General features: G+C 63.9%; 20 protein-coding genes, 3 tRNA genes and 1 pseudogene. 15 read left to right on the top strand and 9 right to left on the bottom strand.

The annotated features are described in order from the left end of the window. Positions 1-241: 241 nt before the first annotated feature. Positions 242-763 carry a disulfide bond formation protein B gene (locus tag B0G57_RS20410; RefSeq protein ID WP_018440576.1) on the bottom strand — a complete coding sequence of 174 codons (522 nt, stop codon included), beginning with the start codon at positions 761-763 and terminating at the stop codon, positions 242-244. Positions 764-911: 148 nt separating this feature from the next. Further along, positions 912-2,339 (bottom strand): amidase, encoded by a 1,428-nt coding sequence (locus B0G57_RS20405; protein ID WP_018440577.1) that lies wholly within the window; start codon positions 2,337-2,339, stop codon positions 912-914. 309 nt (positions 2,340-2,648) lie between these two features. Here B0G57_RS20405 and B0G57_RS20400 point away from each other — a divergent pair, with 309 nt between their 5' ends. The 4 genes from B0G57_RS20400 (at position 2,649) to B0G57_RS20385 (ending at position 4,681) form a co-directional block, all read left to right on the top strand. Beyond that, positions 2,649-4,115 (top strand): gamma-glutamyl-gamma-aminobutyrate hydrolase family protein, encoded by a 1,467-nt coding sequence (locus B0G57_RS20400; protein WP_026229648.1) that lies wholly within the window; start codon positions 2,649-2,651, stop codon positions 4,113-4,115. Between the two features lie 147 nt (positions 4,116-4,262). Further along, positions 4,263-4,338: transfer RNA gene (locus tag B0G57_RS20395), tRNA-Gly, on the top strand. A 78-nt stretch (positions 4,339-4,416) separates the two neighbouring features. Then, a tRNA-Gly gene (locus B0G57_RS20390) sits at positions 4,417-4,492 on the top strand. A gap of 115 nt (positions 4,493-4,607) precedes the next feature. Continuing rightward, positions 4,608-4,681: transfer RNA gene (locus B0G57_RS20385), tRNA-Cys, on the top strand. An 89-nt stretch (positions 4,682-4,770) separates the two neighbouring features. Here B0G57_RS20385 and B0G57_RS20380 read toward each other — a convergent pair. Beyond that, positions 4,771-5,133, bottom strand: a complete 363-nt coding sequence (locus tag B0G57_RS20380; protein ID WP_026229649.1) for an HVO_A0114 family putative DNA-binding protein — start codon at positions 5,131-5,133, stop codon at positions 4,771-4,773. Next, positions 5,130-5,414 (bottom strand): toxin-antitoxin system TumE family protein, encoded by a 285-nt coding sequence (locus tag B0G57_RS20375; protein ID WP_035468612.1) that lies wholly within the window; start codon positions 5,412-5,414, stop codon positions 5,130-5,132. Before B0G57_RS20375 ends, B0G57_RS20380 begins: the two co-directional genes overlap by 4 nt. A gap of 822 nt (positions 5,415-6,236) precedes the next feature. Between B0G57_RS20375 and B0G57_RS20370 the strand changes: the two genes are divergently transcribed. Further along, complete coding sequence (locus B0G57_RS20370) at positions 6,237-6,515, top strand: type II toxin-antitoxin system RelE/ParE family toxin (RefSeq protein ID WP_018440582.1); 279 nt, start codon at positions 6,237-6,239, stop codon at positions 6,513-6,515. Positions 6,516-6,537: 22 nt separating this feature from the next. Beyond that, positions 6,538-6,840, top strand: coding sequence for a HigA family addiction module antitoxin (locus B0G57_RS20365; RefSeq protein WP_018440583.1), 303 nt, complete (start codon positions 6,538-6,540; stop codon positions 6,838-6,840). 100 nt (positions 6,841-6,940) lie between these two features. Here B0G57_RS20365 and B0G57_RS20360 read toward each other — a convergent pair whose 3' ends face one another. Then, positions 6,941-7,642, bottom strand: a complete 702-nt coding sequence (locus tag B0G57_RS20360) for an HD domain-containing protein (RefSeq protein ID WP_051090025.1) — start codon at positions 7,640-7,642, stop codon at positions 6,941-6,943. A gap of 242 nt (positions 7,643-7,884) precedes the next feature. Between B0G57_RS20360 and B0G57_RS32495 the strand changes: the two genes are divergently transcribed. From B0G57_RS32495 to B0G57_RS20345, 3 genes and pseudogenes are all read left to right on the top strand, one after another. Then, positions 7,885-8,118, top strand: a complete 234-nt coding sequence (locus B0G57_RS32495; protein WP_026229650.1) for a type 1 glutamine amidotransferase family protein — start codon at positions 7,885-7,887, stop codon at positions 8,116-8,118. Next, positions 8,114-8,404, top strand: a pseudogene (locus B0G57_RS32490) (helix-turn-helix domain-containing protein); the annotation flags it as partial. The gene B0G57_RS32495 and the pseudogene B0G57_RS32490, both read left to right, overlap by 5 nt. 147 nt (positions 8,405-8,551) lie before the next feature. Beyond that, on the top strand, positions 8,552-9,037 hold the full coding sequence (locus B0G57_RS20345) for a GNAT family N-acetyltransferase (protein ID WP_018440585.1): 486 nt from the start codon (positions 8,552-8,554) through the stop codon (positions 9,035-9,037). A 73-nt stretch (positions 9,038-9,110) separates the two neighbouring features. On the opposite strand, the gene B0G57_RS20340 is transcribed toward B0G57_RS20345, so the two are convergent. The 3 genes from B0G57_RS20340 to B0G57_RS20330 form a co-directional block, all read right to left on the bottom strand. After that, positions 9,111-10,025: a cytochrome c oxidase assembly protein gene (locus B0G57_RS20340; RefSeq protein ID WP_018440586.1), complete on the bottom strand. Its 915-nt coding sequence runs from the start codon at positions 10,023-10,025 to the stop codon at positions 9,111-9,113. An 18-nt stretch (positions 10,026-10,043) separates the two neighbouring features. Further along, on the bottom strand, positions 10,044-10,517 hold the full coding sequence (locus B0G57_RS20335; protein ID WP_026229652.1) for a copper chaperone PCu(A)C: 474 nt from the start codon (positions 10,515-10,517) through the stop codon (positions 10,044-10,046). Between the two features lie 66 nt (positions 10,518-10,583). Then, positions 10,584-11,276 (bottom strand): SCO family protein, encoded by a 693-nt coding sequence (locus B0G57_RS20330; RefSeq protein ID WP_018440588.1) that lies wholly within the window; start codon positions 11,274-11,276, stop codon positions 10,584-10,586. Between the two features lie 331 nt (positions 11,277-11,607). Between B0G57_RS20330 and otsB the strand changes: the two genes are divergently transcribed. Both otsB and otsA read left to right on the top strand, forming a co-directional pair. Next, positions 11,608-12,360: a trehalose-phosphatase gene (otsB, locus tag B0G57_RS20325; RefSeq protein ID WP_018440590.1), complete on the top strand. Its 753-nt coding sequence runs from the start codon at positions 11,608-11,610 to the stop codon at positions 12,358-12,360. Beyond that, on the top strand, positions 12,357-13,796 hold the full coding sequence (gene otsA, locus B0G57_RS20320; protein ID WP_018440591.1) for an alpha,alpha-trehalose-phosphate synthase (UDP-forming): 1,440 nt from the start codon (positions 12,357-12,359) through the stop codon (positions 13,794-13,796). Before otsB ends, otsA begins: the two co-directional genes overlap by 4 nt. Positions 13,797-13,863: 67 nt before the next feature. Here otsA and B0G57_RS20315 read toward each other — a convergent pair whose 3' ends face one another. Continuing rightward, positions 13,864-15,732, bottom strand: coding sequence for an ABC transporter ATP-binding protein (locus B0G57_RS20315; RefSeq protein ID WP_189595318.1), 1,869 nt, complete (start codon positions 15,730-15,732; stop codon positions 13,864-13,866). A gap of 739 nt (positions 15,733-16,471) precedes the next feature. On the opposite strand from B0G57_RS20315, the gene B0G57_RS20310 reads away from it, so the two are divergent. From B0G57_RS20310 to B0G57_RS20295, 4 genes are all read left to right on the top strand, one after another. Beyond that, a complete protein-coding gene (locus B0G57_RS20310; protein WP_018440594.1) occupies positions 16,472-17,536 on the top strand; it encodes a glycosyltransferase family 4 protein in 1,065 nt (354 codons plus the stop codon). Between the two features lie 205 nt (positions 17,537-17,741). Beyond that, complete coding sequence (locus tag B0G57_RS20305; protein WP_018440595.1) at positions 17,742-18,692, top strand: hypothetical protein; 951 nt, start codon at positions 17,742-17,744, stop codon at positions 18,690-18,692. 97 nt (positions 18,693-18,789) lie between these two features. Beyond that, positions 18,790-19,158, top strand: a complete 369-nt coding sequence (locus B0G57_RS20300) for a DUF488 domain-containing protein (protein ID WP_018440596.1) — start codon at positions 18,790-18,792, stop codon at positions 19,156-19,158. 49 nt (positions 19,159-19,207) lie between these two features. Then, positions 19,208-19,813 (top strand): uracil-DNA glycosylase family protein, encoded by a 606-nt coding sequence (locus B0G57_RS20295; RefSeq protein ID WP_018440597.1) that lies wholly within the window; start codon positions 19,208-19,210, stop codon positions 19,811-19,813. The last annotated feature ends 58 nt before the right edge of the window (positions 19,814-19,871 follow it).

Below are 19,871 nucleotides of genomic sequence, written 5' to 3'. Positions count from 1 at the left end.
CGCGCCGGCCTAGGACCGGTTTCGCGCACGTGGATCGCCATCCGTGAAGAAGATAGCACTGCAAATTGCCGAGCGGATCGCCCGACGCTGATGCGGGCTATCAGCTCACCGATAAGTACGACGCCCCGCGCGAGGAAGTTGCGAGCAGCCGCATAGGCCGAACCCGAGCAACAGGCCATGCCAGAAAAGGCCGCGCTCGAAGCGCGGAGGTCATATCCGGCGAAATCTCAGCGAAATCAGGTCAGATCGCTTTCAACCGTCGACGGCGCGCGCGCCGGCCCCAGAGGCTTGCGACAACGGGCACGAAGGTCAGGCCGAAAGCAATGAGCGCCCAGCCGGGCAGCAGGATCCCGAAAATCGGCGGGTAGACGGTTTCGCAAAGGCCGGCGACCTTGAAGACGCTCGGGAGCCAATGCGCGGGCGGCAGGCCGTCGACGACGGGCTGCAGTGCATCGAATCCGCAACTGAAGCCGGGATGAAGCTGGATGTAGAGATGGCGGGCGGCCGTGCCGATGCCGGCCGCGGCGATGATGGCGATCAGCGTCTCGAAGAAGGCGATGCCGCGCCAGCCGTCGAATGCTGCGCCGGCGAACGCAAAGATGGCAACGAAAATGAAGAAATAGCGCTGGATGATGCAAAGTGGGCAAGGGTCCTCACCTTTTGCGTACTGCAGGTACAGCGCGCCGCCGACGAGGCCCAGGCAGACGATGCCCAGCAGGACGAGCAGGCGGCGCTCGCGGCGTTGCGAAAGCAAATCGTTCATGAAGCGAAAGCTCCTTTTTCGACGATGCGTAGACGGGCGAGGCCGTTTCCGTTTCGTCAGGTCATTGGCAAAAAACCTGCAGCCTACCGCGTCCGTGCCGAGTTCGCTCGAGCGTTCGACGTTTATTCGAAGCGGCGGGGCTACGGAACTATCGGATCGACGCCAAGACGCGTTCGACGGCGAGGGCAACGCCGAACAGTGCCTCGTCGCCGTGCGGCGCGCCGGCCAGCATCAGCCCGACGGGGGCGTCACCGCGCGGATGGCAGGGCAGCGAGATCGCGCAGGCGTCGAGCATGTTGAACACGCTCGGATTGCGCAGCACGAGCGCGTTGATGCGGGCGTACTCGCTGTCGCTGCGATCGCAATCGGCAAGGCGCGGGGGCACGATCGGCACAGTCGGCGCTACGATCGCATCGAAATGTTGCCACAGCGTTTCATGCGCTGCCTCGATGAGTTCCGCGCGTTCCGCGAGCAGGTCGATGTAGTCGCTCGCGCTCGCCGTCTCGGCTTTCAGGATTCGCGACAGCACGCGGGGATCGTATTCATCGCGGTGAGCGGCAATCAGCGGGCGATGCCAGGCACAGGCCTCGATCGCGGAGAGGGCATAGCGGCCGGCGCCGGGTAGCCGCTCGAGCGGGGCGAAGCGCACGTCGGACAGGATCGCGCCGGCCGCTTCGAGATGCTTGAGCGCCGCATCGAGCGCGGAGGCGACGGGCGCCTCGACGTCGTCCGTCACATAATGCGTCAGCACGCCGAGGCGCAAACCTTCGATCTGGCGCGCGGCCGGTACGCGCGGCTCGAGGCCGGCGAGGATCCTGTCGACGAGCGCGCAACAGGCGGCCGAAACGCCGATCGGTCCGAACGAATCGAGCGTCTTCGAGAGCGGCACGGCGCCTTCTCGAGGAATGCGGCTCGCGGTCGGCTTGAAGCCTGTCAGGCCCGTGAACGCCGCGGGAATCCGGATGGAGCCGCCCGTATCGGTCGCGAGCGCCACGGCCGCCATTCCGTCGGCAACCGAGGCCGCGGCGCCGGACGAGGATCCGCCCGCGATCCGCTCGTCCCCCGAGGGAACGTCCACTGTCTCAGTGAGCCCCCGAGAGGGGGCGTCCCCGGCGGTGCCGCGACCGTACGGGGAAAGCGGGGTGCCGTAATGCGGGTTGAGCCCGAGCCCGGAGAAAGCAAACTCCGTCATGTTGGTTCTTCCGACGATGACCGCGCCCGCGCGCCGCAACCGCGCCACGACGGGCGCATCGGCGCTGGCCGGCGGCGCGCCGGCCAGCGCGCGGGAGCCGGCGCGGGTCACTTGACCGGCTATATCGAAGAGGTCCTTGACCGACACGGGAATGCCGGCGAGCGGGGACAGAACGGTGCCCGCCGCGCGCAGCCGATCGTGCGCATCGGCCGCGGCGCGGGCGGCGGCGGCATCGACTTGCAGGAAGACGGTCGAGCCTTGGCCCGCCGGATCGGCGATACGTTCGAGCGCGGTTTCGACGAGGGCGCGGCTCGTCGTCGCACCCGAGACCAGATCGGCCGCGAGGCGCGCGAGCGGCGGAAAGGGGGCGAAATGGGAGGTCATGGGTATCGTCGTTCGTTCAGTATTTGGCCGAAGAATGCGCATCGGCGCGCTTTTTACTGCCGTTAGTCGGCCTGCGGACGTTCGTCTTTCGCGGGCCCGATCGGCACCGTTTTTGCCAGCCAGGCTGCCCGCATTGTAGCTGCGAGCAGTCGAGCCCGTATGGGGCCGATCGTGGCGAAGGGCGCGCCGCGATACCCGCCTCGAAATCTGGTCAGCCTTTCCGCTCCGCATTGCGGGGGCTTTGTGCGGTGGCGGATAATAGGGGTTCTTAGATCGCCAATTGCGTGCGACGCGCGCCTGCCCATCGTCATGAGCGAAAACACGCCACCGAACGCCCCGCGTCCCAGCCCGGACACTTCCTCTTCTTCCAGCAACTCCCCCGACACTTCGCAGTCTTCCGCGCGTCCTGGCCCGGCCTTGCCGCCTGCGGGTGCTGACGCCGGTGCCGCGGCTCAGGCTTCGTCGGCGTCGCCGCCTTCGCCGTCTTCATCGAGGCACACCGTCCGTGCATCGACCGATACGGTCGCGAGCGACCCTCCCGTCGGCGCGGGCGCGGATTCCGTCGCCGCTGGGGCGATGCGCGGCTCTTCGCCGGCGGATTCCGCGACCGCCGAAGCGGCCGAGCGTGCGTCGAGCGATACGCTCGAGAGCGCATCGGCGGTGGAGCCCGCATCGAGCCCGCCATCGCACGCTGCCGAAGCGGCGGAGGCACGCGTGACGGCGGCGCGCGAGACGGCAGAACAAGAAGCGGCTGCGGAGCAGAGCGCCGAACTGCAACTGCAGCAGGAACGGGAGGCCGCCGCCGCGCGCGGCGCACCGCCTCCTGGCTTCGGCTCGCAACCCGATTTCGACACACCGCGCCCGCCGCCGCCGGGCGCGGTTCCCCCGCCCGAGAAGCCCGCCTATTTGAAGCAAAGCGATTCGCCGTGGAGCGTGTTCGGCCGCACGATGGTGGCGCGGGCGCGGCGCCTGTTCGATCGTGCGGGACAGCGAATCACGCAGCGCACGCTGCGCATCGGCGTTTCCGCGCGGATCTTTCACCCCGAGCCAGGGGCCGTGGGGCTGCGCGGCAAAACGCTGCAGTATCTCGAGGAATCGGTTGCGCACTGGGTGATGTCGCGCGACGTGATGGTGTTCATGATTCCGACGGTCGGCCATCAGGGGATGCTCCATCCGAGCAATATCCGCTTGCGCGATTATGCGAAGCATCTCGACGGCTTGCTGCTGCAAGGCGGCGCCGACGTTTCGCCGCAAACGTACGCTGGAACGGAGGCTAGCGCCGAGTGGCCCGGCGATCGTGTGCGCGACATGTACGAGCTCGAGCTGCTCTATGAGTTCATCGAATCGGGCAAGCCGGTGCTCGGGATCTGCCGCGGGTGCCAATTGATCAACGTCGCGTTCGGCGGCACGCTCTATCAGGATATTGCGACCGAAGTGCCGACGGCCGGCGTTCATGTCAACGAGCGCTACGACCAACATCGGCATGCCGTGCGCTTTCCGCAGGGCTCGACGCTGGTGAACATGTTTCCGGGGCGTCACGAGGCGCTCGTGAACTCGATCCACCATCAAGCCGTCAAGACACTCGGACGCGATCTGAACGTGGAGGCCGTGTCGTCGGAGGACGGGCTCATCGAAGCCGTCCGGTACCGGCGTGCTCCGTTTGTCATGGGCGTGCAGTGGCATCCCGAGTTCCATCGCGCGGGCGGCCCTGAATTGCTCGACTGCACGCCGCTGCTCGATTCGTTCTTGCGCGCTTCGCGTGAGACGCGATTCTGATTCTAAGTCGCTGATGCGCGCGGTCGAGACGGTCCTCAGCCGCCTGGACGAAACGGGGCCTCAACGAAGGTATTGACACGATTCAGTGGCTTATACATAATCTCGTTTCTTCGGCGCGCTTGTTTATGTCGGCGCTGTCGAGCCGATGCGGGAATAGCTCAGTTGGTAGAGCGCAACCTTGCCAAGGTTGAGGTCGCGAGTTCGAGACTCGTTTCCCGCTCCAGGTTTTTTGGCATGACGATCTCGCGGTGGTGTATGGCGATGAGCGTTGTGCGAGCAGGTTGGTGAACGCAAGTTCGAAGCGGGAGTAGCTCAGTTGGTAGAGCGCAACCTTGCCAAGGTTGAGGTCGCGAGTTCGAGACTCGTCTCCCGCTCCAGGTATAGGGGAAGCTTGGCTTCCCTTTTTGTTTGGCGGCCAGTGCCGGCGCCAATCGAGAAAATCGACGAATCGCTGCGCGGCATGCCGCGGCAACGATCGGATGACCCGCTTACGGCGCGATAGCAAAGCGGTTATGCAGCGGCCTGCAAAGCCGTGTAGGCCGGTTCGACTCCGGCTCGCGCCTCCAAACATCGAAGCCCTGACGGTTTGCGCCGTTGGGGCTTTTTTGCGTTTTTTTACGATGCGATCGCAGTTCGACGTAAAGCGATCTCATCGTTAGGCGGCCGCGAGTAGATCGAACTCTGTATGAATCTTGTCGTAGGGCACATGGAGTTTGCCGTGCGCCGTGCGCTCGATCAGGCCCCACTCAAGTAATACGGCAGCGTCTTCATGAACTCGTTTGACATCGCGCTCGAGACTGCGCGCGAGCGCGCGCAAGCTGATCTCGCCGAGCGCCTGCAGACGCTCCATCAACTCCCAGCGCTTCGGCGTCAGCACGGAAAAGAGCGCTTTTGGCGATTCAAACTCGAATGTATCCGTGTCGGACTCGCCTTCGTGCCAGGCGCTGATGAAATGCTCGCCCATCTCCGCGAGCGCAGTAGCTGTGTCCCGACGGATGCGAATAGTGGCAGTTTTCATGTTGCCCTCCTGCGCGTGACTTCCGCAATGAACTCCCGGATCAGTTCTTCCGGGCCCGTGAATCGATAGGGCTCTTCGACGCCGTCGACGTGCCGATGATCGCCTTTGGGCCGCTCATTGTCGTATCCAACGACACGACTGCCGGCGTAGCCATAGAACAACCGATATTTATAGCAATGCGAGCTGCCCTCTACCGGCGTCGGCACTTCCCAAATGACCATCTCGACGATGGCACCGTCATCGAATGCCATCCTGTCGCGATGGATCAATCGTGCTTTCATGTTGGCGATCATGCCAACAGTTCGTCTTGTTGTCAATTCCGCCAACGGCGTGCGGTTAGCATTGACGCAGCTAATACGTTGGAGGGTGGCTGATGGGGTGTTCATCCTAAGCGTTTGATTGTAAAGAGAAGAGGCGGCCCGCAAAGCCGCGCAGGCCGGTTCGACTCCGGCTCATGCCTCCATATAGAGCCCTGACTTGTCAGGCTTTTTTTTCTGCGCCGTATCGTCGCAATCCCGCTCGGTCTGGAACTCTGGGTGTTACAGGAAAGGCAGTAACGATTCGACCTCCTACCGAGTGGGTCGACCTTTGTTATTTGGTCCTAGAAGTAGTCCGTGGCGCACCTACCACTCGACCAGCACGCCATCTTCCCGCAGTCGCATGACGACTTTTCCCGGGGAAAACGGAGATGGATATAAGGAAGTCAGTTTTTCGCTGCGTGGTTGCCATATGAGTGACAACCGCAGAGCCGGAGCGAGGCTCGGTTGTTTTATGGCTGCAGAGCGCGTGTTGGATGGTGCGGAAGGCGGGACGTACGGGCAGGTTATTCGCATCTGGCATGACGACGCGCAACGCGAGCTTGTCGCATCCAGCTTCCGCGAATGGCTGCACCGTCTCGTAACTTCGCAGACTGCGGAGCCGCCCGGTTCGTAGTCCGAGCGAGGCGGATTTATCGATTGCGGCGATGCGCGGCCAGGCCCGTCATGAAGGTCGAGCGCAAGCGGCTCGACCAGCCCGGTTGTCATGACCTCATACTTTGAAGTCATGCGAGCCGGTGATAACGCTTGACGTTAATAACGTAGGACGTTACTATCTAGATAGACATGATTACATCGTTCAAGTGTCGCGACACTGAGCGGCTCTTTCTCGGCAAGAGGGTTGCCCGGTTCATCAACATCGAGAGCGTGGCAATGCGCAAGTTGCAGCAGTTGCACGCGGCGGCTGATTTGGACTTCTTGAAGATTCCGCCGGGCAACTTGCTCGAAGCCCTCAAGGGGGATCGGCGCGGACAGTACAGCATCCGTATCAACGGCCGGTGGCGCGTGTGCTTCAGATTTGCAAACGGCAATGCGACCGATGTGGAAATCGTCGACTACCATTAACATGTCGTGTGAGAGACCTACTATGGCAAGGCAAGTTCCGTTGGCGACACCTGGCGAGATTCTGGCGCTCGAGTGGCTTGAGCCGATGGGCATTTCGCAGTATGCCCTGGCAAAGGCGATCGGCGTGCCGCCACGGCGTATTAACGAGATCATCAGGCACGGCCGCGCCATTACGGCCGATACGGCCGTGCGGTTGGGTGCCTTCTTTGGCGTTGATCCACAAAGCTGGATGAACCTTCAGACGCACTACGACACGGAGATGGCGAAGGAGAAGATCGGCGCCGAAAAGATCGCGGAGATCAGGCAACACGCGGTTGCCGTGTGACGCACGATCTGCATCGTGAGGCGAGACGCGCTTATTATTTTCGTTGTATAGAGCACGCACAAACTCCGCATCGTAGTCGCACCAGAAGGGGCACGCGCGCTCATGACCCCGTGCCGTCCTGGTCGTGACATCCGCACGCAACCCCATGCGCATGCTCGTGCCGATCATCCCACGCGGAGCCGAGAATAATTTCGCAGAAGTTGAGGCGCTTGTAAGTCGGATCGCGCAGCGCGAGCACGTCGGCTTTCACGTTTCCGAACGTGGTCTCCGGCTTCTTGATCGTGCCGCGCGTGAACGCGTCGATGATGTCGTTCTTGAATGTCTCGACGCGCGGATGCGCGGCAACCACCTGAGTGCGCTGCGCTTCCGTGAACGCGTCGTATGCGAGTCCGAGCACATCCATTTCGACGCCTGCCGTCACTAAAGCGACAACGGGCTTCATGTGCTTCGGGATGCCAGGCGTCGTATGCAAGGCAATGGAAGTCCATACCTGCTCGATGTCGTATTCGCTCACGCCGTATTGCTTGAGAAAGTCCCGCGCCGCGTTCGCGCCATCGACTTCGAACCGTTCGGTCGCGCTGCTATAGGCCTCGACCAGTCCCACGTCATGGAACATCGCTCCGATATAAAGCAGTTCTGGATCATATTTGAGACCTTCGCGTTCGCCCGTCAACGCGCCGAAAAGAAACACGCGCCGCGAGTGGTGATAGAGCAAGTCGGGCTCCGTATCGCGAACGAATTCGGTGGCCGCGCGGGCCATGGCGCTGTCGGGGATCTTAATGCCTGCGATCGTCGTGCTCACGGTTAGGACTCCTTGAGGATGCCGGAGCGCTCGTGGCTTTTCGCGCATTTTGATATGCTGCTTGGCCAAGCGTCCGTAGGTTGTCGGTGAAACCGAGTATTGGCGAAGCACAGTCGAGCGGCAACGCAAGACGACCATCGAACACTGCCAAGCGCACGACGATTGCTGCCATCGGGCAGCATTGCCCGATGCAGCCTTCGAGCGTAAAAGGAACGCCCGTTTCGACGAGAAAGGCAACGAGAATGAAGTCCGTAGCGGTCGCCATATTTCCAGGCGTACAAGCGCTCGATGTCGCCGGCCCAATCGATGTTTTTTCTGAGGCAAACCGCTTTCTCGCGCCGGCCGATCGTTACCGGGTGACGCTCGTCGCGGCGACGCGGGATGCGCTACGCGCGTCGAACGGCATGACGCTCCTGCCCGACGCGACGTTCGAAGCGACGTTCGATGATATGTCGAGCGGAACGCTGAAGAGATAAGTTCACGGTGCGTCAGCTCGCAGAGGTCGCCGGCATGAGCGAGCGGAACTTCGCACGCGTTTTCGTGCAGGAAACCCAGCTCACGCCGCATGAGTTCATCGAACGCGCGCGCCTCGATGCGGCGCGGCAGTTGCTCGAGGGCGGCGACGCGCCGCTCAAGGTGGTTGCGTGGGAGAGCGGGTTCGGGATCGCGGACCGCATGCGGGCCGTGTTTGCAAAGCAGCTCGGGGTCACGCCGCTGCAATATCGCGAGCGGTTTCGGCGTAAGCCTGCGATCGAGCGCTGATGCTGGCGATCGGCGTGCGAGTCGGCGCCTTCGCTTAGAGAGGTTTCGGCTCGCGCGTCACAGGGCGCATCAGCGCGCGCGTGGCATTTGTCGTAGCGCGGCGGGATGCGGGATAATCGCGACTTGCCCTCATTTTGCACCCGATTCATGAACGACCGTCAAAGAAGCCGCCTGAACGAAATCGAATGGCGGTGGAAGCCGTTTTCCGAACTGAGCGCCGCTGACGTCTACGAGATGCTGGAGGCGCGCAGCAAAGTCTTCGTCGTCGAGCAGAACTGCGTTTATGGCGATATCGACGGGATCGACAAAGACGCATGGCATCTTTTCGCTTTCATGCCGATCGAAGGCCGGTCGACGCTCGCGGGTTATCTGCGCGTGCTGCTGCCCGACGAGACGCACCCGGACGTCCGTATCGGCCGCGTGCTGACCACGGCGGAGTTTCGCGGCATCGGGCTCGGCAACGCGATGCTCGAGCAGGCGCTGAAGCATATCGCGTCGCAATGGCCGAACGCGGCGATCAGCCTTCATGCGCAAGCTCATCTGCAGCCGTTTTATGGCGCATTCGGCTTTCGACCGACATCCGATATTCACGACGAGGACGGTATTCCTCACGTCTGGATGCGCTCGGCCTGACGCGCGCCCGCTCGAACGTCGCTCGTATCGCGTGTGCGTGCCAACGAGACCGACATGAACTGGCTGCGCCAACTCAAAGCCGACTCGCCTCACCGCCTTCCGTGCGATTCGACGAACTCACCGGCAGGTCCCGAGGGGCCGATTGTGGGCGCTGACCGAGCGACGCACGCTCCTCACGCAATCGCGCGCGGGCCGAAAGCCGCATCCAATGGCGCAGCGCGACCAAGGCGCCGATTACGCTCATCATCGAACCCGGGATCCAGATCAACAGACCGCCGATTTGTTGATCGCGAATCGGGCTGATCCAGGTGAACGCACGGCCGCATATCGAGTAAATGGGATACAGCTCGCGCGGCGTGAAGAAGATCAGCGCGCCCAGCACGATCTGCGGCGGGATCGCTGCGATGACCATCATGATGCGTCGGCCCGGAGCGAGCCGCGCCGGCGGGGCGGGGCGCGGGTCGAGCACCAGCCACCAGAAAAGCAGGCCGTCGATCGCCATGCTCCAGTTCATGACGCGATAAAGCCGCCAATCGAGCATCGCCTTGAAGTGGATCGGCGAGAGTAGCCAGAAATAGATGAGCCCGACGAACAGCACGACGGCGACGACGGGATGAAAGATCACGTCGAACGCGATGCGCATCGGTTTCGTCCGCGTGGCCCGCTTGAGAAAGCGTTGTCGCCAGTTGAACGGAATGCCGGCCCTGAGCGCGGCACCGGGGTACGACCAAGCGATGAAGAACGGACCAAGGTGGTGCAGCACGAGATGCTGCAGGCGATGCATGAAGAACTCGTGCTCGAAGTAATAATCGAGCCGGGTGTGCAGCACGACGTAGAGCGCCACGAGCCCGAACCAGAATGCCGCCTGCCGCAGCGGCGATACGCGCGCATGCCGCACGCCGCGAACGAAGAGGATCGCGGCGCCGACAATCGCGATGACGACGGTGGGCGACGGCTCCCAAGGTTCGAGCCAGACGAGCAGATCCATCTCTATCGCCCGATCGGCTTACTGGGCCTCGCCGGGGCGCTTGACTTTGAACGGCGTCTCGAGTTCCGTGCCGTCGGAGAACTGCAGCTTGAGCCGGACGGTATCGCCCGGGGCGACCTTGTGACGTGCTTGCTCGAGCATGAAGTGATAGCCGCCCGGTGCGATCTTGAGCGCTCCGTGTGCGGGTACCGTTGCCTTGTCGACCATTTGCATTTGCGAGGTCGATCCGTTGGACACGGTTTCGTGCAGCATGACGCTGCCGTAGTCAGGGCTGGAGGCGGCGGTGAGGTCGACGGGTTTGTCGCCGGGATTCGTGATCGTCACGTAGCCGGCGGCAGGCAGGTTGTTCGGTAGCCAGCGCACCCAGCCGTTCTCCGCGGTCAGGCGCGAAGCGTCAGCCGCATGCGCGGCCGCCGCGAAAACGAGCGTGATGGCGCAGCCGGCGGCCGCGAGTACGGTACGGTGAGCGATCGCTTGCAGTTTCGTCGTCATTTTGATCGGCAGGAGCAAGGTCCTTGGGCTGGTGGGAAACGAATTCCTCGGCAATGGTCTTGAGAATCACGATGTTGTCGTATCGATGACGCGGCGTAGATCGTGTGCAATCGCGTCCGGCGTATCGCTGCTGGTCGCTAGGAGTCGAGCGCGGCCTTGGGCGTCGAAGATGTAGACAGCCGAGCTGTGCGTCACCTCGTAGTTGCCATTCGGATCGCGCTTTTCCATCTGATAGGCCACGCGGTAGCGGCGCGCGAGCGACTCGATCTGCCGATCGGTGCCCGTCAGGCCCCGTGCATGCTTGGCGTCGAATGCGTCGACGTACGCGTGCAGGGCCTGCGGCGTATCGCGCGCCGGATCGACGGAGATGAACAGAATCCGCACATGCTGTGCCTCGTTGTCGCCGAGCTTGGCGAGCACCTGCATCAGGCGCGCCATCGTCTCCGGGCATACGTCGGGGCAATGCGTGTAGCCGAAATAGACGAGCGTCGTCTCGCCTTTGAAGGCGGATGCGTCCACCGGCTTGCCGTCGTCGTCCGTCAGCGAGAACTTCAGGTCAGGCAAGTGCCCCGTCACGTTGGTCAATTGCCACGGTGGGCCGCTCGGCGAACAGCCGGAAGCGAGCGCCGCGCAGGCCAGCGCGGCGGCAAGGCGCTTGGCATAGCGGATCGCGATGCGTGGCGAGCCAAGCGGCGAGGTGGCGGAAGAAAGAACGTACGGTTTGCCTGACGGCGAACGCACTCGAAGACGTAGCGACATCCGTATCTCGAAGAGGGGCAGCGGCGCCCCTAGGTCGTCTCCTCAGGAGGCGGCGAGCGTGGCGTTTCGCTTCGGCCGCGGCAAGCTCGGCGTCCTGGCACGGCGGCAGCGACTATAGCGCAAAAGCGGCCGCGCCGCAGGCGACCGCACGGTTTAGGCCCTAAGGAGAGACAATTTGACGCAGAAAAAGTGCAAGATAGCTGTTCGTCCGCACCTTGCCGCCGCCCGGCCGCCGTTCCTCGAAATCGGCCGCAATGCGCGGTAAGATGCGCAAACCTTACCGGCTCGAACGGCGGCGGACGCCGAGGGAGCCGTTACACGAAGAACGCTGATGCAATCGTTACCGGCTTTTTTGTCTCCAAGCGAGACTGCATTTTTCTTCGATTTCGACGGCACGCTCGTCGAGATCGCGCCGACGCCCGACGGCGTGCTCGTACCGCCTGCGATGGTCGAATCGCTCGCCGAATTGCGGCGCTTGTCCAAGGGGGCGGTGGCCGTGGTCTCGGGGCGCGGCCTCGATAGCATCGACGCTTTTCTCGGCATGACCGATTTGCCCGCGGCCGGGCTGCATGGCGCCGAGCGGCGCGACGCGAACGGCGACGTCGTCCGTCTCGGCTTCGACGACGACCGGCTGCTGCGTATGGAGCGCGAGCTGGCCGACGTCATCAAGGCCAACCCGGGCACGCTGCTCGAAATCAAGGGGGCCTCGCTGGCGCTTCACTATCGCAATGCGCCGCTCGTCGAGCCCATCGCTCGAGAGGCGACGAAACGCCTCGTCGAGCGGCATGCCGACGCGTTCGTGCTGCAGCCGGGCAAGATGGTCTATGAGATCAAGCCGAAGAACGTCGACAAAGGCCGCGCGATCGCGGCGTTTCTCGACGAGCCTCCATTTGCCGGACGCATGCCGGTTTTCGCGGGCGACGATCTCACGGACGAGAAGGGCTTCGCCGTCGTCAATGCGCGGGGCGGTCTGTCGATCAAGGTCGGCGCGGGCGAAACGGCCGCGCGGGCGCGCATCGAGTCTGTCGGCGCTTTCCACGCATGGCTCGCGTCATTGGTCGCACCCGCAAAAAAACATACATGAGCCGCCTGATCATAGTTTCGAACCGCGTCGCGCCGATTTCCGAAGGCGGCCCGGCCGCGGGCGGTCTTGCGGTGGGCGTCTACGACGCGCTGAAGGAAACCGGTGGCATGTGGTTCGGTTGGAGCGGCGATGTGCTTTCGTCGGGCCAGCCGCATATGCAGGTGGTCGAGCGCGGCCCAGTGACGTTTGCCACCATCGGCCTCGTGCGCCGTGACTACGACCAGTACTATCGCGGTTTTTCGAACGCCACGCTTTGGCCAGCGTTTCACTATCGGCCCGACCTGATCCAGTACGATCGTCATGACTTCGAGGGGTACTGCCGCGTGAACGCCTGGCTCGCGCAGCAACTCGTGCCGCTTCTGCAGGCCGATGACGTCATCTGGGTCCATGACTATCACCTGATCCCGTTCGCCGAGGCATTGCGGGCGGCCGGCGTGAAGAATCGGATCGGCTTCTTTCTTCACATCCCTTTCCCTGCCGCGCAAGTGCTGCTGTCGGTGCCGCCGCATCGCGAGCTTGTCAAGGCGCTTTGCTCGTTCGATCTGCTCGGCTTTCAGACGCAGCGCGATCTGCGCGCGTTCAGCGACTACATCGTCAGCGAGGCCGGCGGGGAAGTCGAGCCCGGCCTCGCGCCCGCGCCGGCAACGGTGCGCGCGTTCGGCCGAACCCTGCGCGCGGCCGCCTATCCGATTGGTGTTTATCCCGACGAAGTCGCGCAACTCGCGAAAGCGGGCACGCGCGGCAAGCCGGTACGGACGATGAAGGCGACGCTGCACGATCGCAAGCTCATCATGAGCGTGGACCGGCTCGACTACTCGAAGGGGCTCGTGGAGCGCTTTCGCGCGTTCGAGCGCCTGCTCGACCGCTCGCCCGCCTGCCGCAACCAAGTGTCGTTCGTGCAGATCGCCCCGCCCACGCGGGCCGACATGCACGCCTATCAGGACATTCGGTTGAGACTCGAAGCGGAATCAGGACGGATCAACGGTCGGTTCGCCGAGCTCGACTGGACGCCGATCCGCTACATCCATCGCCAGTACGAGCGCTCCGTGCTGGCCGCGCTGTTCCGCCAGTCGCACGTCGGCTATGTGACCCCGCTGCGCGACGGAATGAATCTGGTCGCGAAGGAATATGTATCGGCGCAGGATCCGGACGACCCTGGCGTGCTCGTGCTGTCTTGCTTCGCCGGTGCGGCGGAGGAGCTGTCGGGCGCGCTGATCGTCAATCCGATCGACATCGACGGCATGGCCGACGCGCTCGGGGAGGCGCTCGCCATGCCGCTCGCGGAGCGCCGCGCGCGCTATCGCGACATGATCGCGCAACTGCGCGAGAACAACGTCTCGGTGTGGCGCGACAATTTCATGCGGGATCTGCGCGCCGCCGGCGAAAAGCGGCGGACGGCCAAGACAAGGCCGACGCGCGGCGCGATTGCCGCGTGACGCCCGCGGCGCGATTGCCGCGTGACGCCGTAGGTCGCTCCAAAACGAACGACGGGTCCGACTGCCCTCAGGCGACGCGTTCGTCGACCTTGTGCCCGCCCGGATGCGGCAGCGCGCTCTTGCCGTGCTGCTTCGCCAGCAGATCACGGTAGATCCCGGGACGGTTGCGAAGCGCCTCGGGCGTGCCGTCGTCGATGACTTTGCCGGCGCTCATGACGATGATGCGATCGAAGTTCTGCAGCGTGGAAAGTCGGTGCGCGATCGCAATGACGGTGCGGCCTACCATCAACCTGTCGAGCGCCTGCTGGATCGCCTCTTCCGAGGCGCTGTCGAGCGCGGAGGTCGCCTCGTCGAGCAGCAGGATCGGTGCGTTCTTCAAGATCGCCCGGGCGATGGCGATCCGTTGCCGCTGGCCGCCCGAAAGCTTGACGCCGCGATCGCCGACGATCGTGTCGAATCCCTCCGGCATTGCCTCGATGAAATCCGTGCAACGCGCTTCGCGCGCGGCGGCATAGACTTCGTCGCGGCTCGCCTCAGGCCGGCCGTAGGCGATGTTCTCGTAGACGGTGCGGTGAAAGAGGGCGATGTCTTGCGGCACCAGCGCGATGGAATGACGCAGGCTGTCTTGCGTGACCGAGCCGATATCCTGGCCGTCGATCTTGATCGAGCCGCCCTGCGCGTCGTAAAAGCGCTGCAGCAGCGCGAGCACGGTCGACTTGCCGGCGCCGGACTTGCCGACGAGCCCGACGCGCTGCCCCGCCTCGATCTGCAAGTCGAAGTGATCGAGAATCGGGCGCCGCCGCGGATAGGCGAACGTGACCTTCTCGAACTCGACGCGCCCGCCCTTGGCCATGAGTTCCGTTGCGTTCTCGCGATCAGGCATGCCGTGCGGTTCAAGCAGCGTCTTGACCGCCTCGGCGAGCCGCGCCACGTGCTGCGTCACGTCGACGAGCGCCACGGCGAGATCGCGCGTGCCGTGCAGGATCGTAAAGCCGAGCGAGCTGACGAGCACGATGTCGCCCGAAGTCGCCCGTCCCTGATTCCAGAGCCAGAGCGCCCAGCCGAGCAGCCCGGCCGACAGCAGCGCGGTGATGGCGGCGTGCAGAAGACGCAGCCGCTCGAGGTAGAGCAGACTTTGCTGGCGCGCGTCCATTTCCGCCTTGACCGTCGCGCCGAACCGGCGTTGCTCGCGAAAGGTCATGCCGAACGCGCGCACGAGGCTCATGTTGCTGATGACGTCGACGAGCTCGCCGTCGACGGCCGCCGCTTTCGACGCAAAGTTCTGATGTCTCGAGGAGCCTCGACCGGCGAGCCGGTACAGCACGAGGGCCAGTATTGCCGAGCACAACAGCAGGCAACCGGCCATGACAGGGTTGACGGTGATCGTCATGACGATCGCGCCGATCACGGCGATGCACGGCGGCAAGACGTTCCATGCCATCGTGTTCTCGGACGTGTAGACCGCATTCGACGTCGCCGTGATGCGGCTCGCGAGCGTACCGGGCTGGCGTTCGGCGAAGTAAGTCGGCGCGTGGCCGCTCAGGTATTGGAAGAGGTCGCGGCGCAGATCGCCCGTGACGTTGACGAACGCATGCGCGGCGACCCAGCCGCCGACGCGCCAGAGCAAATTGTCGGCGGCGATCAGGCCGACCAGGATGGCGAAGGCGGCCCAGAGCGGCCCAGGATGGTTGCGCCCCATGCCGAGCACGTCGATGAGGTGCTTGATGGCGTATTGCGACGCCAGCGCGCAGCCAACCGCCGCGAACACGCTCGCGAGCACGATGGCGTGCGCGACCGGGTGGCGTCGGATGTAGCTCAGCAAAAAGGCGAGCGGCCGGTTCGCGTAGCTCGAAAGCTTGGCGTTGCGGGCGTTACGCTCGGCGACGGTCAGGTGTTCCAAGGGTTCGTGCGGTGAACGCAAAACAGAATGAGTCATGAAAAAGGATAGTCTGCGGATCGCGCACCGCGAGCCAATATCGAGATAGTTTGGCAGCCGCCATTGTAAACGTCCGCGTAATCCTGCCTAGCTTCAAGGGTTGCATTGCAACCGGCGTTGGATGCAAACAACGGGCCTTCGCGGCGCCGCACCGCCCTGAGCCGGCCGCGAGGCGTGGTATGCGGTTGTAACCGAGAAACCGGCGCAATCTGTAAACGGGTTCGGGTTACAATAGCAAATTCGTCCGAACGTCACGGGGTTGGCGCGCGGAGCGTCCACGGAGCGCCGATCGGCGGTTCGGCCAAAGAGGCGCTTTCGATCGGCACGGCCGGTAACAGCGGTGCGGTGCACACAGACCAAGAACGAGTGGCAATAGCGAGCCAGTCTAGGCGAGCCGCGCAATAACGAGATCGACAGAGTGTTACTCGCTTGTAACAACGTAAATTTTCTGAAAGGCTGTGCGCCGCAGCATCGCGGGGGACCGATAATCGCCTCCGGGTTTGCCCTTAGACCTCTCTGCCGGGGCGGTCAACGAATGTTCCGGAAATGCGTTTACGAGAGCACTGCGACCAACGCAGAGAAAGGGTGTTCCGAATGAAGCGAACCACCGCGGAGCTTTTCGGGAAAGACGCGCAAGACGGTCATCACCTTCGGGCCTGTTTCTTGCGCTTTGGCGTGCGATTCGCTTTTCTACAACAGTAGTCCTCTTTGCCTGAATTTTTATTAGGAGTTCATCACTATGCGGATCGCTCAAATCGCTCCTTTGCATGAGGCGGTTCCACCGAAACTTTACGGCGGGACGGAACGCGTGGTGTCGTACTTGACCGAAGCCCTGGTCGAACTCGGGCACGATGTGACGCTGTTTGCGAGCGGCGATTCCAAGACGTCGGCCAAGCTGGAGGCGTTCTGGCCTCAAGCGCTGCGACTCGATCCGTCGATTCGCGACACGATGGCGCCGCACATGCTGCTCCTCGAAGAAGTGCGCCGCCGCGCGGACGAGTTCGACATTCTGCATTTCCATATCGATTACTACCCGTTCTCGCTGTTCTCGCGCCAGCCCACGCCGCATCTGACGACGCTGCACGGCCGGCTCGATCTGCCCGAGCTGCAGCCGATCTTCAACACGTTCAACGAAGTGCCGGTCGTCTCGATCTCCGATAATCAGCGCACGCCGCTGCCGCAGGCCAACTTCCTGACGACGGTCCACCACGGGCTGCCCGAAAACCTGCTGACGCCGCGTACCGACGTCAAGCCGAGCTATCTTGCCTTCCTCGGCCGGATTTCGCCCGAGAAGCGCGTGGACACGGCCATCCGGATCGCCGAGAAAGCCGGCATGCCGATCAAGATCGCGGCAAAGCTCGACAAGGCCGATCGCGCTTACTATGAGGAGCAGATCAAGCCGCTGTTTGCCTTGCCGCACGTCGAGTACATCGGCGAAATCAGCGAATCGGAGAAGGCCGAGTTCCTCGGCGGCGCCCACGCCCTGCTGTTCCCGATCGATTGGCCGGAGCCGTTTGGCCTCGTCATGATCGAATCGATGGCCTGCGGCACGCCCGTCATCGCGTTCAAGCGCGGCTCGGTGCCCGAAGTCATTGAAAACGGCGTGTCGGGATTCGTCGTCGAGGACGAGCTTTCGGCGGTCGCGGCCGTCAATCGGCTGCACACGCTGCCGCGTGAAACGGTCCGCAACGCATTCGAAGCGCGCTTCACGTCGAAGGTAATGGCGAAGAACTATCTGGCCGCTTACGAGAACCTGCTGCACCAGAAGCGCCGCGCCGTGCTGCGCGAAGTCGCCGCCGGCTAAGCGCGCGCCGCCCGCCGACTGCGGGCCGCGAGTGGCAAGCCGCATCGAAACGCCCCGTCTGCCTGCACGGCAGTCGGGGCGTTTCCATTTGCCGGTGTCGAAAACCGCATACCGATCGCCGCATCGAGTCACACGAACTCCATATAATGGCAGGCTGACGCGGCCGCGTACGACACGGCAGCGCGTCGATATCCAGGAGCACGACTTGACGAGAGCCCAACCCACGCAAGAGGCGCCGGCACCCGGCGCCGGCACGATGTTCGCGTTGCGCGCGATCGGTCTCGTGCTTCTCGCGCGCTGGCTCTACTCGATGTCGGAGATGGGCTACGGTGCGTCTTTCTCGGCGATGACTTCGTCGCCGTGGGCGTCGATCAATGCCGTCCTGATCTTTCTGTTGATCGTGTTGCCCGGCGCGCAGGCGCGTGCCGACCGCCCGTTCCATCCTTTGCCGCAATGGCTGCGGCAGGCACTGCGGTTCTTCGCTTTTCTCGGGCTGCTCTTCGCGCTCTGGTCGATCGGCGTCTTCGTCTGGGCCGCCGGAGGCCGCCGCACCGTTCACGCGATCGCCGAGACGAATGGTTGGCTCGTCGTCGCGCCGGCGCTTTATGCGGCGGTCTTGTGGATTTGTCGCCCGCGCCCGCTATGGCGCACGAACATCGCCGCGCGGCGCTTCGCGATCGGACGCTACGCGGTCGCACTGGATCCGGCGACGCGCACGGTCGTCGTTTGGGTCGAGAGCCGCAAGCTGGGGCAGTATGATGCGCGCGAGCTGTCGGTGAATTGGCCCGCGGCGGAGGCGCTCGAGCGCGAGGCTTTGATGCCGCAAGCGGCCGGGCATCCGGGCGCGCATGTGTCGGCGCCCGACGTCGACTCGTCGCGTTCCGTCGCGGCGTCGCCGGACGCCGTCGATTCGGCCCGTCCCGCCAGCGCCGCTTCGCCGCGGCCCGGCGTCGGTCCGCGTGGGCCCGGCGCGGCGGCGCACGGCCCGCGCACGACCGGGCGGGCACGCCGTTCGCGCGTCGAGCTATTATGGGATTCGCCTGCCGCCGCTGGCCATAATCGAGAAACGGTGTTCCGCGTTGCGCTGACGACGGAGGGCGATCGTGCCGCCGCCCGGGCGCTGGACGCGACGCTGCGGCGGGGGAGTCATCTTTAGTAGGGCGCTCTCAGGGGAGTACCGTTGGGGGCTCCCGAAGAAGCACTCCCGACGAGTGCGTCCCGGGGGAAACTCTGCGGACGCTCGACTTGTTGCCATGAAAAAGTTGCAAATTAGTCTTGCGCGGGCCTACGACCCTCCCGGGGACGACCAAGGGGCCCGCTATCTCGTCGATCGAGTCTGGCCACGCGGTGTGACGAAGCAAGCGTTGGGCATCGAGCAATGGCTGCGCGACGTCGGCCCCACGACAGCGCTACGTCGCTGGTTCGCTCACGATCCTGAACGCTGGAATGAGTTCACCCAACGCTATCGGGCCGAGCTGGACGCCAACGCCGAGGCTTGGCAACCGCTCGCCGATGCCGCGAAACATGGCCCGATTACGCTCGTCTACGGCGCGCGTGATCCGGAGCACAACCAGGCCGTCGTGCTGCGAGATTACCTCGTCGAGAAGCTCTCGGCGCGCTGACCTTCGCCTCGACGAGCCGCTTTCGTTTTCCCCCTATCACCTTGATTTGATGTCGGATCCCGATTCATCGCAATTGTCCTCCTTGCTGTTCGAGATTCGCGCCTGCCGCGCCTGCGAACCGCATCTGCCTTTCGGTCCGCGCCCCGTGCTGCAGGCGGGTCGGTCCGCGCGCGTCCTCGTGGTGGGCCAGGCACCGGGTGCGCGCGTCCATGAGACGGGCATACCGTGGGACGACCGCAGCGGCGAGAGGCTGCGTGAATGGATGGGCATAGGCCCCGAGACCTTCTACGACGAAGAACGAATCGCCCTTCTGCCGATGGGCTATTGCTACCCAGGGCGCGGAAAGTCGGGCGATCTGCCGCCGCGTCCCGAATGCGCCCAGCGCTGGCTTCAGCGGGTACTGGCCGAATTGCCACGGATCGAACTGACGCTGCTCGTCGGCGCCTATGCGCAGCGTCATTTTCTTGCGGGCGAGCGGCGGGCGACGCTGACCGAAACGGTCTCGGCCTGGCGGGACTATGGCGAGAAGCGCATGCCGATGCCGCATCCGTCCGGCCGCAACCAGGGCTGGTTCAAGCATCATCCTTGGTTCGAGCGCGAGTTGTTGCCGGTTTTGCGCTCACGCGTCGCCACGGTGCTCGGTCTGGCGCGCTGAAAATAAACAGCTCCCGCTCCCCGACTGTCAGCAGCGCGCCATTAGCCGCATCGGCCGA

The sequence above is a fragment of the Trinickia symbiotica genome, assembly GCF_002934455.1.
Classification (GTDB): domain Bacteria; phylum Pseudomonadota; class Gammaproteobacteria; order Burkholderiales; family Burkholderiaceae; genus Trinickia; species Trinickia symbiotica.
This window is presented reverse-complemented; position numbering and strand designations above follow the sequence as displayed.

What these genes read in the sequence shown, in the direction of transcription:
- B0G57_RS20375 (WP_035468612.1), bottom strand. Translation starts at nt 5,414, where the DNA reads ATGAAAGCACGATTGATCCATCGCGACAGGATGGCATTCGATGACGGT.
- B0G57_RS20300 (WP_018440596.1), top strand. Translation starts at nt 18,790, where the DNA reads ATGAAAAAGTTGCAAATTAGTCTTGCGCGGGCCTACGACCCTCCCGGG.
- B0G57_RS20335 (WP_026229652.1), bottom strand. Translation starts at nt 10,517, where the DNA reads ATGACGACGAAACTGCAAGCGATCGCTCACCGTACCGTACTCGCGGCC.
- B0G57_RS20310 (WP_018440594.1), top strand. Translation starts at nt 16,472, where the DNA reads ATGCGGATCGCTCAAATCGCTCCTTTGCATGAGGCGGTTCCACCGAAA.
- otsB (WP_018440590.1), top strand. Translation starts at nt 11,608, where the DNA reads ATGCAATCGTTACCGGCTTTTTTGTCTCCAAGCGAGACTGCATTTTTC.
- B0G57_RS20295 (WP_018440597.1), top strand. Translation starts at nt 19,208, where the DNA reads ATGTCGGATCCCGATTCATCGCAATTGTCCTCCTTGCTGTTCGAGATT.
- B0G57_RS32495 (WP_026229650.1), top strand. Translation starts at nt 7,885, where the DNA reads ATGAAGTCCGTAGCGGTCGCCATATTTCCAGGCGTACAAGCGCTCGAT.
- B0G57_RS20400 (WP_026229648.1), top strand. Translation starts at nt 2,649, where the DNA reads ATGAGCGAAAACACGCCACCGAACGCCCCGCGTCCCAGCCCGGACACT.
- B0G57_RS20345 (WP_018440585.1), top strand. Translation starts at nt 8,552, where the DNA reads ATGAACGACCGTCAAAGAAGCCGCCTGAACGAAATCGAATGGCGGTGG.
- B0G57_RS20365 (WP_018440583.1), top strand. Translation starts at nt 6,538, where the DNA reads ATGGCAAGGCAAGTTCCGTTGGCGACACCTGGCGAGATTCTGGCGCTC.
- B0G57_RS20380 (WP_026229649.1), bottom strand. Translation starts at nt 5,133, where the DNA reads ATGAAAACTGCCACTATTCGCATCCGTCGGGACACAGCTACTGCGCTC.
- B0G57_RS20370 (WP_018440582.1), top strand. Translation starts at nt 6,237, where the DNA reads ATGATTACATCGTTCAAGTGTCGCGACACTGAGCGGCTCTTTCTCGGC.
- B0G57_RS20405 (WP_018440577.1), bottom strand. Translation starts at nt 2,339, where the DNA reads ATGACCTCCCATTTCGCCCCCTTTCCGCCGCTCGCGCGCCTCGCGGCC.
- B0G57_RS20340 (WP_018440586.1), bottom strand. Translation starts at nt 10,025, where the DNA reads ATGGATCTGCTCGTCTGGCTCGAACCTTGGGAGCCGTCGCCCACCGTC.
- B0G57_RS20410 (WP_018440576.1), bottom strand. Translation starts at nt 763, where the DNA reads ATGAACGATTTGCTTTCGCAACGCCGCGAGCGCCGCCTGCTCGTCCTG.
- B0G57_RS20330 (WP_018440588.1), bottom strand. Translation starts at nt 11,276, where the DNA reads ATGTCGCTACGTCTTCGAGTGCGTTCGCCGTCAGGCAAACCGTACGTT.
- B0G57_RS20315 (WP_189595318.1), bottom strand. Translation starts at nt 15,732, where the DNA reads ATGACTCATTCTGTTTTGCGTTCACCGCACGAACCCTTGGAACACCTG.
- otsA (WP_018440591.1), top strand. Translation starts at nt 12,357, where the DNA reads ATGAGCCGCCTGATCATAGTTTCGAACCGCGTCGCGCCGATTTCCGAA.